The organism is Metabacillus bambusae (assembly GCF_017497975.1).
In the GTDB taxonomy this organism is placed as follows: domain Bacteria; phylum Bacillota; class Bacilli; order Bacillales; family Bacillaceae; genus Metabacillus; species Metabacillus bambusae.
This window is the reverse complement of sequence record NZ_JAGDEL010000011.1, coordinates 90,390-106,186: the sequence shown is the minus strand read 5'-3', so window position 1 is coordinate 106,186 and position 15,797 is coordinate 90,390. Positions and strand designations below refer to the sequence as shown.

Genomic DNA, 15,797 nt, shown 5'->3' with positions numbered 1-15,797 from the left:
ACTGGGTAGTGACAGGCACTACACTTGAGTTAAAAATAGTACGTTTTACACAATACAATCGAGGATATTCTAAGTAGAATGGATATGTATTGGAATACAAGGCAAAATTTTACAGGTTTGTTAATTTACTGAGAAAGGAAAATAAACTTGGAATATTTAAATCCTTCTGTTAACAAGATCATGGGCCTATTTCATTTGAACAAAGTTTTTACTAAAGGGGAGAGCTACTACATTTTTGACGAAAAACAAAGATATACAGATTTCATCGCGCAATATGGCGCACTTCCTCTAGGTTATAATCATGAAGAAATTTGGCAAAGTATAACCCAATTTAAAGAAAATAAAACTCCGAGCTTTTGCCAGCCTTCGATTCCATTGGTAACTCAAGAGTTAGCTAGTCAACTAACTAACTTATTTCCTGGTGATTTAAACATTTGTACTTTTGCCCAAAGCGGAGCAGAGTCGATTGAAGCAGCTATAAAGTTAGCTCGAGCAAAAACAAAGAAAGAAAAAATTTTGTCTTGTCATAAAGGTTTTCATGGCAAGACACTAGGTGCACTTTCTGCAACCGGGCAAGCACAATATCAAGAGCCATTTTTTATTCAACAAGATGTGTTTTTAAAGATTTCATATAATGATCTTTCAGCTCTTCAGGAGACTCTAGAACAACATAGTGAGGAAATAGCTGCATTTATTGTTGAACCTATACAGGGAGAAGGCGGTGTCAGGATTCCTCATAAACAATATCTCTCTAAAGCTATCGAATTATGCAGACAATATGATGTATTAGTGATCGTAGATGAAATTCAGACCGGTTTAGGCAGACTAGGGAATTGGTCTGTTACGACTGAGGAAAATCTATTGCCGGACATGGTAACCTTATCAAAAGCATTAGGGGGAGGCCTTGTACCAATATCAGTTTGTATCAGCCGTTCTTCCATCTGGTCAGAGGATTTTGGATTTAACCATAGTTCCACATTTGCAAATAATAATTTCACCTCAAGTGTGAGTTTATCTTTTATCAATTATTTGAAAAAAAATGATGAATTATTTACGGAGGTAAAACAAAAGGGCTCGTATTTCAAAGCGAAACTGGAGGACATACATACGAAATGGCCTGGTGTAATTCGTGAAGTGCGCGGTTATGGCTTGATGCTTGCGGTTGAATTTGAGGTAATTGATGCTGGAGACTCATTTGAGATCGCAAATATGACGAGTGCTGGGGGAATGGGATATTTACTAAGTGGCTATTTGTTAAATGTTCATCAAATACGGGTGATGCCATTTTTAAATGATTCTCTTACAATTCGGATTCAGCCGCCTCTAATAATCGATAGACAAGAGATTGATCAATTTATAGAAGCATTTAACGAATTATGTGAGATTTTATACAGAAGAGATTTTTATTTAATTTATCGCTATACAACTGGGGATTATAGAAAGCCTGAGTTCATTAAAGATTACCGTCACCACCATTCACCAATCATATCATCCTTATTAGATGAAAATGACAAGCCTAAGACTTCCTTTGCCTTCTTATGTCACTATCCCTCACCACAAGACTTAGTGACTAATACACCATCTTTTGAAAGGTTTTCAGATCATGAGCTTAGTAAAATATTTGAATGGCAGGCAGACTACTCTGGAGCAGGGGTGCTGTGTCATATGCCATCAGTTCGTACACCTGCAGGAGGCTATGTTGAGGGTTGGTTGATAGGGTTAACCTATGGAGGAAAAGAGATTTTAGAAAGACCAAGAAAAGAAGTAGTAACTGCAATAAAAAAAGGCATAAAATTGGCAAAAGAACTCGGAGCAAAAGTTGTTGGTTTAGGAGCCTATACCTCAATTGTTACTCGTGGTGGCTATGATCTTCTTGACCAAAATATTACGTTAACAACCGGTAATACATTAACGATTATTACTGCAGTTGAAGCATTGATTGAATCTGCCCCAAAAAAGGGGCATGACATTAATACCGCCAAAATAGGGATTTTAGGTGCAAATGGTTCAATAGGGAAAAAATGTGCGATGATTTTAGCACAAACAACTTCAAATATAACGTTGATCGGTAGAAACAATAACCCTTCTAAAAATATCGAAAGACTTAAACAGTTAGCAAACCTTATTTACGTGCATGCGTTATGCATAAATGAGGAAGATAAAGGGGTACGTAAAGAAGTTTTGTCAAAGCTTGAGTTAATGAAACGTAATTTCAATGATGCCCCTTCAACAACAGCAATAGAACAAGTACTCATGCAAAAGAATCCTGGGGAGGAGATTGAGTCTATTAACGTGATTGATGAAATAGAGGAGGTTTATACATTTTTAAAACTACAACCACCTATTCATTATAGCGTAGTGATAGAAAATGAGATTAGTAATTTAGACATGATGATTACAGCAACAAGCTCGATGGAGGAAATAATTCCTGTTGATCAGATAAAATATGGGGCTATTATTTGTGATGTATCACGTCCAGCTAATGTAGGGCCATTAGTTAAAGAGCTAAGGAAAGATGTGCTTGTGATTGAAGGTGGCCTTGTCCAATACCCTGAACCTATTTCATTTGGGCAAAATCTAGGATATAAGCCTGGTGTGAATTTAGCTTGTTTATCTGAAACAATGCTTTTAGCTCTAGAAAATGAGAAGAAGAACTTTGGGATAGGTGGAAGAATCACAATGGAGGATATCTACTATATACAAAAAATTGCTAAGAAACATCAGTTTACTTTAGCAGAATTAGATAGTTTAGATCTAAGCACAGAAATGGTGAAGGTTTAAAATGGAAGGAGATCATAAATCTAATGTCAATTCAGACGAATCATTCTCTTAAACCAGATCAGATTACATGGACTGAAGAAAAAATGGAAAATAGCATCTATCGTGATCAATGGTTGCTTTATACGACTAGTGATGAGGATTCAGAGTCAGAATTAAAGGCTTTACAAATTAAACCAAGTGACACAGTAGTATCTATCACTGGAAGTGGATGTCGGAGTCTATCGTTATTAGTTGATGGCCCCAAAAAATTAATATCTGTTGATGCAAATCCAAATCAAAACTTTCTTTTGGAATTAAAGATAGCAGCAATAAAGGAACTTGATCATGACGAGTGTTTATCCTTTTTAGGTATAAAACAAAGTGGAGTATCTAGAAAAGAAGTATTTCACACCTTGCAACATCATCTTTCACCACCTGCACAAAAATTTTGGCAAACACATCTTTCAAAGATCCAAGAAGGAATTATCTTTTTAGGTAAGCACGAAATGTTTTATAAAAAATATTTAGGTTCACTTATTTTTCGAGTGAAACGGCCCCAATTTGAAAAACTACTAGAATGTGAAAGTATTGAAGAACAAAGAAAGTTTTACGATGAGAAATGGAATACCCCTTTTTGGAGATGGTTAGTTCGAACATGTAGTAAAAAGAAATTTTTTGAAATCTTTTTAGGAGATCCAAGTTATTTTAACCAAGTTGAGGATGGTTTTTCTATAGGGGATTATATGCTATCTCGTTTTGATCAATCATTTAAGGAACATTTAGTTAGAGATAATCATTTTATGACATTTTTATTTTGTAGCAAATATATGAATGAAGAAGCATTGCCAGTATATATACAAAAGAAGCATTATCAAACGATCAAAAGAAATTTAGATTGTGTTGAGATTGTGACAGATAGAATCGATCAATTTTTAGCACAATGTCCAAATGGTGTATTAGATAAATTTTCACTTTCAGATATTTCAGGATGGATCCCCAAGGAAGAGTTTGAAAAAATCCTATTCCATGTTGAGCGAACGATGAGAAATAATGGGATCGTATGCTTTAGAAATTTCCTTGCCAAAAGGGATATACCTGTATCTGAGTTTCCTAGTCTATCGATTCAAAATGAAATGATGGAAAGATTAAATAAAGAGGATTGTGCTTTTGCCTTTACGTTTCAAGTAGCAAAAAAGGAGGTCGTCAAATGAAAGCACAATATGAAATAGAACTGTTTGATCCTAAAACATCTACAAGAGCTTTTATTGTTATTGATCGGCTTATTGGTGGGCTGGCTGCAGGTGGTATTAGAATGAGCCCCAATGTAACAATGGATGAAATTCGAAGTTTGGCAGAAATAATGACCTACAAACATAGTATGATGGATATTCCTTTAGGTGGAGCTAAAATAGGTATTGTATGCGATCCAAATTCTAATCATAAACTGGAGAAAATAACAGCATTTGCTAAAATGGCAGACCCTATTTTACGCGCCATGCTTTTAGTTGGTGAAGATATGGGGATAACGAGTACGGATGTGAAGCATGTTTATAATAGCATTCAGTTTGACCCTAGCTCGCTTGTCATTGATAGGTTAAGTGAAAAAGGAATTGAAATTAAGTTACCAGAAGGAAAATCAATTGATGATTTATTAAGTGAAGAATTTATGGATTACTTAGCAGGATTTGGCTTAATAGAGGCCATCGAAGAATCAACAGACTTTTTACATTTAAATCTTCAAACTGTAAAAGTTGCAGTACAAGGCTTTGGAACAGTTGGTAATGGAATTATTCGCTTGCTCGCAGCAAAGGGTGTTAAAATCTGTGCAATCAGTGACATAATTGGGACGGTTTATTCTGAAAATGGTTTTAGCTTTGAGGAATTAGAAAATGCTAGAACAGAAAATGGCTTGATTGATCGAGACCATTTGAAGCATTATACATTTTTGGAACCAAATGATATTTTAACTTTACCAGTCGATATCTTAATTCCTGCAGCTGTATCTAACGTAATTACAGAAAAAAATGCAAATCAAATAACGGCAAAAATAATTGTAGAAGGCTCCAATATGCCAACAACAAAAGAAGCTGATTATATATTAAGAAACAATCAGATTACAGTATTACCAGACTTTGTAGTGAATTCCGGTGCTGCAACTGGATTTGGTTTATTAATTACAGCTCAAGCTAATGTTGAGAATGTACTTGATGAGTGTTCAAAACGAATTAGACAAAAGGTTAACCGTATTTTAGTGGAAAGTGATAGGAAGAACAGAACAACTAGAGAGATAGCAATGGAAATAGCTACTACTAATTTACAGCAAATCATTGAAGCAGAAAGTGAAAAAAATACCACCAAAGCGAGTAGATAAAAGATGGAAAAAGCTATGGGGATTTCACAAAAAATTTATCTTTGGGTGATTGGTCTTAGTGTTTTCTTTGTTATGCAGGATGGAACATTACTTTATGTTTTGTTGCCTATCATTCAGACAGATCTTCAAATAGAAATGTCTCATACTATTTGGATTATGAATGGGTATATATTACCTTTTGCTTTATTAATGCCGTTAGTAGGAGTACTGTCCCAACGAATTGCTAATCAACGACTCTTCTTTTTCGGTGTATTGTTATTTAGCTTTGGCTCTTTGTGTGGAGCGTTGAGTCCATCATTTATATACCTGTTAATTGCACGTATTATACAAGGGATTGGCTCATCTATTATAGTTCCGATTAGCCTTGTGCTCATGCTAAATCAGAGTAAAAAAGAGGACTATACAAAGGTAATTGGAATATGGGGAGCACTTAGTGCATTAGCAGCGTCAGTCGGGCCAATTTTGGGCGGAATCATAGGACAATTTGGACATTGGAAAGTCATTTTTCTCGTAAACTTAATAGTCTTTTTAATGATTCTCATTTGTTCAATCACTATGCAAAAGCACTCTGATTCAGAATTATTTGGAAAGCTTAATTTTAAAGTTGTATTAAAACAATCAATTTTACTGTTTACTATGCTTTTAAATTTCGGAGTAGGATTTATACTAAATAGTATTTTATACGTTGAACCATTTATATTATCTAACTTTATTGATTCAACTTTTGGTATTGCTATTGGTGTGGTTCCTTTATGTATAAGTATTATTTTAGCAGCTGTTTTGATCAGAAGGCTGGAGAAACAACTTTCATTATTAAACCTGGCGATAGCAGGGGTGGCCTTCTTACTTTGTGGTTTGCTGTTTATCATCCTATCTGCTAGCTTTAATTTATTAGCGATAGCGTTAGCCAACCTGTTTGTTGGATTAGGGTTGGGGCTCATAATCATAAGTAGTACATCACAGGCAATGATAGAAATGGAAATAAAGTATCATAGCTTTGTGTCATCTATGATAAATATGTCACGTCTTCTTGGAGCAGTAATAGGAAGTACAATTTCTTCACAGGTTTACAACCATTTTGCATTAAGTGATGTGAAAAACGGTGCAAATACCTTTTATACTTCCTTACTACTTCCGGCGGCGATGATTTTGCTAATTCTCATTTACCAGTCATATTGGCAACGTAAAAATAAATCTTTTAACAAAATTCACGAAGAGATGTAAAAAGCGTAGGAAAACGTTTAATAGAAAGGCTCTGTTAAAGCTCACTGTTGTTTTTGGTACTTTATTGATTGGAGCGGAAAGCGAACGCATGTAGCGGAAATCAACGACCAAGTTTAACAGATCCTAATAGAAAAAGGATTATTTTGGCTTTATGGAAATGAAGGGGAGAAATCGATATGGCTAAACCAAATGTTGTAACAAAAGAAGAATTAATCGAAGCTGCGAAGCGTTGTATCGTTGAAAAGGGAATTCAAAATGTAACATTAAAATCTGTTGCAGAAGTAGCAGGGATTTCCCAAGGTACAGTCTATTACCATTTTCGTAGCAAGGATCAATTAATGATGGAAATTGTAAAGGATATAAGTACTATTTCTTGGAGTACATTAGATCGTCTTGCTAAACAAAAAGAAAAAAGACATGAAAATTGGATGGATAATGCACTAGATTCAGCTCAAGATCGAATCACAAAGGATAATTACTTTCATAAGTTGTTTTTGTCTTTAGCAGTTACTGGATTCAATAATGAACTGATGCGAGAACAATTGGGAAACCTATTAAATTATGAGAACCATGTCTTAAAACAACAAATGAACGCTTTTATTGGAGATTCAACTCTACATGGGGTATCCAATGAGGTTTGGAGTGTATTACTTAATGCATTATTTGACGGTTTAGCCATTCAAGCTTTAATGAGTGAAGATACAGATATTGATGGTGTTTTTCGTGATTTGAAATTTTTAATAAAGAATCTATTGGATAAATCATAGTACATGTAAACGAAAAATAATAGAGGAGTGTTCTTCATGTTTTTTCTGTTATGGGGACTATTAGTTTGGCTTGGAGCGACATTAATTTTTAGATTTGGAGGTCAATTCTTTTTTCTACATGATCAACCAATGCTAATGATTTTGTCTTATATTTTGGTAGTACCATTAATTCTTGTTTTAACATTGCCAATATACAAATGGAAAAGGGTTACAGCAAGTCAAAGGATAAAAGCTGCGATGTTTATTGCCTTACCTGGTATGTTGATTGATTCAATTGTTCTTATTTATTTCCAAGACATATTTACAAACCTTAGTCATGATACGGATAAATTTTTTGCTTCTTGGTTGCTTTGGGCATACTCACTAATTTTATTATCTGGTTTTATAGGTAATCGTAATGAGTTGGAATAGCCGGAATCTACACTAGTGTAATATCAGAAGGAATAAAAAATAGCTAGGGAGAGTGTAATCATGTCATTACTATTAGCAAAAGAACGTTTAGTAATTGAAGAGTATTTTCCAGGTCTGGATGATAAACTAGCTTCTTTTACTTTTATGGAAAGAGAGTCTCAAGGAAATGAGTGTATGGATCTAATAAAACATATGGGTGTTCCTTCACTTATGATTCCAAAAGAATATGGTGGAAAAGGTGCTAGCGCATTAGACGCCATTTACATTCAAAGAGCAATTGGCTCTAGATCCCCTTCTTTAGCAATAGCACTGACAATGCATCAATTTTCAGTTGCATCTTTAATAGGTGCAATAAGCGTACAACCTGAATTAGAGCGAATTTTAACTATGATTGCAGAAGAGAATCTTTTATTGGCTTCAGGGTTTGCTGAGGGAATTAGCCAAAATATTTTTTCACCTACAGTAGAAGCTATGCCTGTCACAGGAGGGATAATTGTTAATGGTAGGAAAAAGCCATGCACTTTATCTCACACGATGGACTTATTGACTGCAAGTGTCAAGCTGCCCAATGACCAACTAGCCATCATTATCATACCTAGTAGCACACCAGGAATAAAAGTAAATGATTTTTGGAATCACTGGATTCTCAAAGGTACTGATACTCATGAGGTGATTCTTGAGGATGTATTTGTCTCAAATGAAAATATATTTCATGCCGGAACTGAGCAAAACGTAAGTCCGGTCATTATGAATGGGTTAATTTGGTTTGAATTACTTGCTACAGCATCTTACATAGGTGTAGTTTCTTCCATGGTTGAAAAGGTCCTACAATCGAATAAGGCTCCAAATTTAGATAAAATGCATGACTTAACCGCTGATTTAGTTCAAGCGATGAATTCTCTTGAAGGTTTAGCATATAAATTTATCAATAATCAATTTTTAGACTTTTTGTTAAATGAGGTTTTAATGGTTAGGGATAGTATTGAAAGAAAGATTGAGCAAATTTCAACACAATCAGCTAAACTATTAGGTGGTATGAACTTCTTAACATCTTTAGATACGTCATATCTTCTTTTGGTATCTCAGCTTCTTACATTTCATCCACCTTCCAAACAAGATTGCTTAGCGCTTTTTGAACAATATATTCATGGTAGTGAAAGTCAACAAGTAAATGAACCAACTGTAATAAAATAAGGCTCTTTCTTAGAGATTGTTGCCTTTAAAACGAAAACTGTTTAAGGTTGATTGGAACGGAAATCAACCACACCACACTCTTGGTAAATAGCAACAAAGTTTGCGAAAAATGCCTAAAATAAAAATAAGATTGAATCAATTTTGAAAGCATCTACATTAAGAAGAATGTAGATGCTTTTTTTGCTGTCTAGGAAATTATGAAATTCGTTGAACTGTGGATAAGCGCACGACATCCAGCTCCAGCGCCTAGCCCCTCTAGGGTCTAGCTAATTTAGAATTGAAGACAAAGAACGCCTTCTATTCTAAATCATCTTATTTGCCTTAGGCTGTTCAAGGCGCTTGCGCTTTTGTTCTGTTGAATATCCATCACAAAAAAATTACAAGTATACATGTGACGAAATAAGGATTGATTAAATATGATATAAAATGCAACCGCCTAGTATCTATCATGTTCCGGACAAGGGGGATAACAATGAAAAAAGAAGGCACATATCATTTTGAAACAAAGGCAATCCATGCAGGTTATACTTCGAAAGAGCACTCAGATAGCTTAACCCCACCAATTTATCAATCTTCAACATTTACTTTTACATCATTAGAGCAAGGAGCTAATCGATTTGCAGGTGTAGAGGATGGCTATATTTATTCAAGGCTTTCAAATCCTACTGTTACAGTTTTAGAAGAACGTATGGCCCAGTTAGAAGAGGGGGAAGCGGCACTTGCATTCGGGTCAGGAATGGCTGCAGTATCAGCCGTGTTAATTGGACTAACAAAGGCGAATGATCATATTTTATGTTCAAGAGGTGTGTACGGGTGTACCTTTGGCCTTTTAAGGATGCTACAAGAAAAATATCAAATCGATCATACCTTCTCAGAATTAGCTACAACTGAAGAAATCATTTCGAAAATTCAAGAGAACACAACGTGTATTTATATTGAAACACCCATTAATCCTACAATGAAATTAATTGATTTAGAATTAGTTGTTAGGATTGCTAAAGAAAAGGGAATAATGGTTGTTGTTGATAATACTTTCTCAACTCCGTATTTACAAAAGCCTTTAACATTAGGCTGTGATATTTCCATCCATAGTGCAACGAAGTACATTGGTGGGCATGGTGACGTAATTGCAGGTATCATTGTCGGAAATCATGAAATAATAAAACAATTAAAGAAAACGACCCAAAAGGATATCGGAGGAGTCATTTCTCCTTTTGATGCTTGGTTATTGCTTAGAGGAATCAAAACATTGGCAGTAAGAATGGATCGCCATTGTGAAAATGCAAAAAAGCTTGCAAATCTTTTGGGTAATCATCCAAGGATTAAGGCAGTTTATTATCCTGGAGACCAAAATCACCCAGATTACCAAATAATGAAGAGACAAATGAAAAATGGTGGAGGTCTTCTTTCATTTGAAGTTAATGGGACATATGAAGATGCTGTAAAAGTGGTAAATCAATTAAAATTAATCCCAATTGCAGTAAGCCTAGGTGATGCAGAAACACTTATACAGCATCCCGCTTCAATGACACATGCAGTCATCCCTGAAGAAGTGAGAAAAGATATGGGGATTTCAAATGAATTACTTCGTTTATCGGTAGGACTGGAAGCATGGGAGGATATTTGGGATGACTTAAAGCAGGCTTTAGATTCATTGTAAAAATATGACGGGACCTGCTTATATGGTACGGATGTGCAGGTCTCCTTTAAGAGATTTTATAATATTCTTAAGCTGGATTTCGCCAAACTATTACTTGAAGTTTTTTATCCGGCTTTTCCTAGTTTTATGTTTACTACATATGGTTTAAATGGATTTATATACATTTGGTCTTTTACATTACTTGTAATAAATTGATCACCTATAGTAATACGCTCTAAGAAGGAGGATTGCTATTAAGTTTAAAAAAAGATTCTGACTTTATTCACAAACTGAATAGTAATACGCCTAATATTTGTAATTATTTTATTTATCAAAAAGTTTGGATAAAAATAAAGGTTTTTAGGAAGTAGGTAATATGCTAATATAGTAAAAGTGTATATCTGTAGACGATTGTGCATCATATGAAAGTCTAGAGTAAATAAAGTAAGGGGTGTTGTGAATTGAACATAATTGAAACGTTTATTAATGGAACGAATACTTTACTTTGGTCATATGTTTTAATTATATTGTTAATTGGGACTGGTCTTTATTTTACTTTTCGAACAAAGTTTGTACAGTTTCGTTTAATTGGCGAAATGTTTAGGCTTTTAGGTGAAGGTGCAAAGGCTGATAAAAAAGGTGTCTCTTCTTTTCAGGCTTTTTGTATTAGTACAGCCTCACGCGTAGGTACAGGTAACCTTGCAGGGGTTGCAATTGCAATCACAACTGGTGGTCCAGGAGCAGTATTTTGGATGTGGTTAATTGCCTTAATTGGTTCAGCTTCTGCATTTATAGAAAGTACACTTGCTCAAATTTACAAAATTAAAGATGGTAACACATTCCGAGGCGGACCTGCTTACTATATGGAAAAGGCGTTAAATGCCCGCTGGATGGGTGTAACATTTGCTGTGTTAATTTCTCTAACGTTTGGATTAGCATTTAATTCTGTTCAGGCAAACACAATTACGAGTGCGCTAAATGGAACTTTTGGAATAAATAAAGTCATCATTGCGATCGTCTTGTCTATTATTACAGCAGTGGTTATCTTTGGCGGGATTAAACGAGTTGCGACAGTATCTGAATTGATGGTGCCAATAATGGCCGGAGGATATATCTTAATTGCTCTGTTTATCATGATCATGAATATCTCTGAACTACCTGGTGTAATCGTTTTAATATTTGAGAGTGCTTTTGGTCTCAATGAAGTAGCTGGTGGGGCATTAGGTGCTGCGATGATGAATGGAATAAAACGTGGATTATTTTCAAATGAAGCGGGTATGGGTAGCGCCCCAAATGCCGCTGCTACAGCTGATGTCAGTCATCCTGTAAAACAGGGACTAATTCAAGCTCTTGGCGTTTTTGTGGATACACTTCTCATCTGTAGTTCAACAGCATTTATTATTCTCTTGTCAGGTCTTTATAAATCAACAGAATCAGACGGTATCCTTCTAACACAAAATGCACTAGAAACATCAATGGGGTCATGGGCTGGAATATTCCTTGCAATCATTGTCTTTCTATTCTGCTTTAGTTCGGTTGTTGGAAACTATTATTATGGTGAAACAAATATTGAGTTCATTAATACAAATAAACTCTGGCTAAACACTTATCGTGTTGCAGTAGTTGGGATGGTCGCATTTGGATCTCTTGCATCATTAAGTTTTGTTTGGAGTCTTGCAGATTTACTAATGGGCTTAATGGCAATTATTAACTTAATTGCGATCTTGCTGCTAGGGAAGGTTGCTATCTCAGCACTTAATGATTATATGAAACAAAAAGCGAATGGAAAAGATCCAGTCTTCCATGTTTCAAATATTAAAGGTTTAAAAAATGTTGAAGCATGGGGTGGCTCTTCAGAAAAGAGCAGTGGTGGTAACAAATAAATTTTGTTGAAGGTAATGAAAATTGCTTTTCTCATCGTTTAGGAAATTATAAAATTCTTGAACTGTGGATAAGCGCACGACATCCAGCGCCTAGCCCCTCGAGGTCATAAGCTAATTTAGAATTGAAGGCAAAGAACGCCTTCTATTCTAAATCATCTTATTTGCCCGAGACTGATCAAGGCGCTTGCGCTTTTGTTCTGGACTATTGTTAATTGTTAAGCTAAAGATGATTAGTCAATTTTTGTTTCTAAACAAAATAAAGCCTTAGCTCGATATTTTTCGGGCTAAGGCTTTTTGTTGTAAGACTAAGGATAAGAACTTAGACATCCAACTTGATCACCTAGTGAATCTCCTAAATTTCACGAAGGGCATCCTCTAATCCCTTAAATCCTTTCAAATCCTTTTTAGCAGGTTCATCAGATTCTATTGTCCATTCGTTTTTCTCTGGAGATAAACCTCCATGATTGTTTTTTAAATAAGGTGAATGGATATGATACGTTTTTCCTTCTTTTCGAACTGTATAGCCTAAATAGTAATGTTTATCTTGACCTTCTTCTTCAAAAATACCAATGTCCTCTATTCCATACTTATTAATAATAGGTTGAAACGAATCCTGTAGTTCGTTAATAATTTGCTCTCTTGATAAAAAGTCCATCTTTTCAACTCCATTTCATTTTCCTCTTATCTTAATATGTCATTCTTTTTTTGTTGCTAAACACCTTTTTTTTAAAGGTTCTGATAATGCTCACTGGTGATTTTATATTTTGTTAATTGGAACGGATTCGTGAGACTCCTTCGGAAAGCGAACAAATACAGTGGAAATCAACAAATAAGTTAAACAAGCCCTTTAAAAAATGATAAAGGTGTGCGCTCCTATATATATGTATAAGTACAAGATCTCCAGGTGCTTGTACGTATTTAGATTAATCTGAATGTATAACATTTCTAGTAAATATACTTGTCGTGATTCCAACAAAAAGAATGGTAATGATCGAGAGCAAGAGAGTTTCGGTTGAAAATAACAGACCACCAGATAAAATAACAACTGCATCAATTATAAAAATGAGGATACCCACATTAATACCTGTTTTATCAGAGATAAATTGAGCGACGAGATCAGTTCCACCAGTACTCGTTTTATATTTCAACATCAGCCCGATTCCTAAGCCAACTAAGATCCCGCCTATCATGGAGCTAAGTACAGCCTCGATACGAAAAAATGTATGAATTGGGTTTAAGATATCAATAAAAAAGGAAGAGATAACCATACCATGTAAACTATTGTAAAAATAATCTCTATAGCCAAACCAAGCGATGAAAAAGATAGGAATACTAAAAATGATAATCATCAGGCCTGCTTTAAGGCCCCATAAATAATTTACAATAAGCCCTATCCCGATGATTCCTCCATCCAACACTTTGTAGGGGACCAAAAAGTAATTTATTCCTAACGATATTAAAATGCTTCCGATTATGATGATCAAGCCTTTTCTAATAAATTTCATAGATAAACCCCTCCAAAGAAAATGGACATGTATTTATCATATGTACGTATTTGATTTTAAATGAAGTCTGCCTTTTATTATTTTTATATGAGCTTAGGGAATGCAATTTCACGTTCAGTAGTAATAATTCGAGAATTTTAAAGAACAATAAACATAATTTAAAATGCTGATTTATGGAGGCGTTAATCTTGAGTAATGATACAGATCATAATGGATTCATATCGCTAATTAAAAAGGGGAATAAATCATCTGCAGTTGCAATGATTGGCAACGGGATTATTGCAGCATGTAAGGCAGTTGCCTATGTAATGAGTGGGAGTGGGGCGATGTTTGCATCTGCAATGCACTCACTTGCAGATGCAGTAAATCAAGGGTTTGTGTTTATTGGTAGTGTTTTATCAGAAAAACGGCCGACGCCACAATTTCCAACCGGTTTTGGTCGTGTAATCAACATTTTTTGTATGATCGCAGTCATTGTTGTGACTATCATGGCTTACGAAACAATCAAAGAAGGCTGGCATTTACTACATCACCCTGTAGAAAATACTGGTGGGTTTTGGTTAAGTATAGGTGTATTAATCATTAACTTGGTTATTGATGGTGGTATTTTACTAAAAGCAATGAAAGAAATTTTAAAGGAAGCAAGAGTAGAGAAAGCAAAAGGATGGGGAATAGCCATAGCGGCATTTAAAAACGTTGGTCGTGCAGCACCGCCTACTCGTTTAGTTTTTTATGAAGACATCGTAGCTGTTACGGGGGCATTATTAGCCTTAATCGCAATCATTGTCACAGCATTTACTGATTTCACAAGCTTGGATGGTATAGCTACAATTCTAATTGGTTTTTTAATGATTGGAGTAGCCTTTAGAGTAGGGTTTGATAATATGGTTGGACTTATAGGGGTAGCTGCTCCGAAGGATATTGAAGAAAAAGTGTTCAAAACAATATTAAGTGATGAAGATGTTACAGATATTAAAAAACTCAGAATAATACAAGAAGGTCGTTATTATCATGTTGAGGGCCTAATTGAATTAAGAAAAGGACTTTCACTTGCAGTTGCAGATGATATAAAATTCAGGGTACAAGATAATATTATATCTGATCAAGATATTACCGATGTTACTCTCGGTATTATAGAGGATGATGGGATTATGGATCTGTCCCCAGATCGGTTAAATGGTCTGATTTGAAACTAAACTAACTCAAGCAGTATTTTTGCTTGAGTTTATTTGTGTCGTAATTTTTTTAGTGCATGCTAAATACATTTTATTTTTTCAATATGGCTGTTATCGCAAACTTTGTTGCTTGGTAATTAGTGTTGAGATAGTTGATTGGAGCTCTAGGATGCTCGCTTTCCGTGGGGCGTGCGGTGAGCCTCCTCGGCGCACAGCGCCTGCATGAGTCTCACCTGCCACGCTACTCCCACAGGAGTCTCGCATATCCGTTCCAATCATCAGAACAATTTTTGTTCAAGAAACTTATTAAAAAACAACTATTAGAAAAGAGCCTTCAATAATATAATATTTATTTAGAGAAATATGATGTTCAATTCGATGAGACCACCTACATATACTGTTTATTAGCTTATTTGGGAGGTATTAATATGAATAGCAAATATAAATTATATGTAGACGAAATTTTAAATACATGGCAAGAAAAACTGAGAAAAGGTGCTTTTAAGCTAATAAATAAGTATGGTTATCCTGATGAAGCGTCAGCAAGTAAACTTATTTGGTATAACAATGGGAATTGGAAACGAACAATTGCCCACCGTGATGCGTTAACATACTTACTGTCTAATAATCAACCGAACTTTCTTGAACAAACGTTTGAATATATTCATTCTATGGGTGAAATGAATTTAGAAGGTTTTAATAAAGAGAATATTTATATAAATAGAACAAATAAGGAAATAACAGTTTTCGGTGAAAACGAAGCGGTAAATCTTATAGCGCTAAATATCCTCCTTGATAAGGATAAAGAGAGTTACAAGAGCAAAAGTCAAAAGGCACTTTGAATGACTTGAAATATGATTACTACTGA

Annotated in this window: 13 protein-coding genes; 11 read left to right on the top strand and 2 right to left on the bottom strand. The window is 35.0% G+C overall.

The annotated features are described in order from the left end of the window. The first annotated feature begins 147 nt into the window (after positions 1-147). The 9 genes from I7822_RS15400 to I7822_RS15360 all read left to right on the top strand — a co-directional run bounded on the left by I7822_RS15400 (position 148) and on the right by I7822_RS15360 (position 12,249). Positions 148-2,781, top strand: coding sequence for an aminotransferase class III-fold pyridoxal phosphate-dependent enzyme (locus I7822_RS15400; protein ID WP_207979722.1), 2,634 nt, complete (start codon positions 148-150; stop codon positions 2,779-2,781). Positions 2,782-2,804: 23 nt separating this feature from the next. Then, the gene (locus tag I7822_RS15395) at positions 2,805-3,971 is read left to right on the top strand and encodes a DUF3419 family protein (RefSeq protein ID WP_207979720.1); all 1,167 of its coding nucleotides are present in this window, start codon (positions 2,805-2,807) and stop codon (positions 3,969-3,971) included. Beyond that, positions 3,968-5,131, top strand: a complete 1,164-nt coding sequence (locus I7822_RS15390) for a Glu/Leu/Phe/Val family dehydrogenase (RefSeq protein ID WP_207979719.1) — start codon at positions 3,968-3,970, stop codon at positions 5,129-5,131. Before I7822_RS15395 ends, I7822_RS15390 begins: the two co-directional genes overlap by 4 nt. 15 nt (positions 5,132-5,146) lie before the next feature. Then, positions 5,147-6,355 (top strand): MFS transporter, encoded by a 1,209-nt coding sequence (locus tag I7822_RS15385; protein WP_207979717.1) that lies wholly within the window; start codon positions 5,147-5,149, stop codon positions 6,353-6,355. A gap of 176 nt (positions 6,356-6,531) precedes the next feature. After that, positions 6,532-7,122: a TetR/AcrR family transcriptional regulator gene (locus I7822_RS15380; RefSeq protein ID WP_207979715.1), complete on the top strand. Its 591-nt coding sequence runs from the start codon at positions 6,532-6,534 to the stop codon at positions 7,120-7,122. Positions 7,123-7,158: 36 nt separating this feature from the next. Further along, positions 7,159-7,533: a DUF5367 domain-containing protein gene (locus I7822_RS15375; protein ID WP_207979713.1), complete on the top strand. Its 375-nt coding sequence runs from the start codon at positions 7,159-7,161 to the stop codon at positions 7,531-7,533. A 60-nt stretch (positions 7,534-7,593) separates the two neighbouring features. Continuing rightward, positions 7,594-8,727, top strand: a complete 1,134-nt coding sequence (locus I7822_RS15370; protein ID WP_207979711.1) for an acyl-CoA dehydrogenase family protein — start codon at positions 7,594-7,596, stop codon at positions 8,725-8,727. A 472-nt stretch (positions 8,728-9,199) separates the two neighbouring features. After that, positions 9,200-10,387: a methionine gamma-lyase gene (megL, locus tag I7822_RS15365; protein WP_207979709.1), complete on the top strand. Its 1,188-nt coding sequence runs from the start codon at positions 9,200-9,202 to the stop codon at positions 10,385-10,387. Between the two features lie 440 nt (positions 10,388-10,827). After that, positions 10,828-12,249 carry an alanine/glycine:cation symporter family protein gene (locus tag I7822_RS15360; protein WP_207979707.1) on the top strand — a complete coding sequence of 474 codons (1,422 nt, stop codon included), beginning with the start codon at positions 10,828-10,830 and terminating at the stop codon, positions 12,247-12,249. Positions 12,250-12,601: 352 nt separating this feature from the next. Here the strand turns inward: I7822_RS15360 and I7822_RS15355 are convergent, their stop codons facing one another. Then, a complete protein-coding gene (locus I7822_RS15355; RefSeq protein WP_207979705.1) occupies positions 12,602-12,904 on the bottom strand; it encodes a DUF5634 family protein in 303 nt (100 codons plus the stop codon). 268 nt (positions 12,905-13,172) lie between these two features. Further along, positions 13,173-13,754 carry a YitT family protein gene (locus I7822_RS15350; protein WP_207979703.1) on the bottom strand — a complete coding sequence of 194 codons (582 nt, stop codon included), beginning with the start codon at positions 13,752-13,754 and terminating at the stop codon, positions 13,173-13,175. Between the two features lie 188 nt (positions 13,755-13,942). Here I7822_RS15350 and I7822_RS15345 point away from each other — a divergent pair, with 188 nt between their 5' ends. Continuing rightward, positions 13,943-14,944, top strand: coding sequence for a cation diffusion facilitator family transporter (locus I7822_RS15345; protein WP_279381981.1), 1,002 nt, complete (start codon positions 13,943-13,945; stop codon positions 14,942-14,944). Positions 14,945-15,357: 413 nt separating this feature from the next. Next, entirely contained in the window at positions 15,358-15,771 is a 414-nt protein-coding gene (locus I7822_RS15340) for a hypothetical protein (RefSeq protein WP_207979699.1), read from the top strand. The last annotated feature ends 26 nt before the right edge of the window (positions 15,772-15,797 follow it).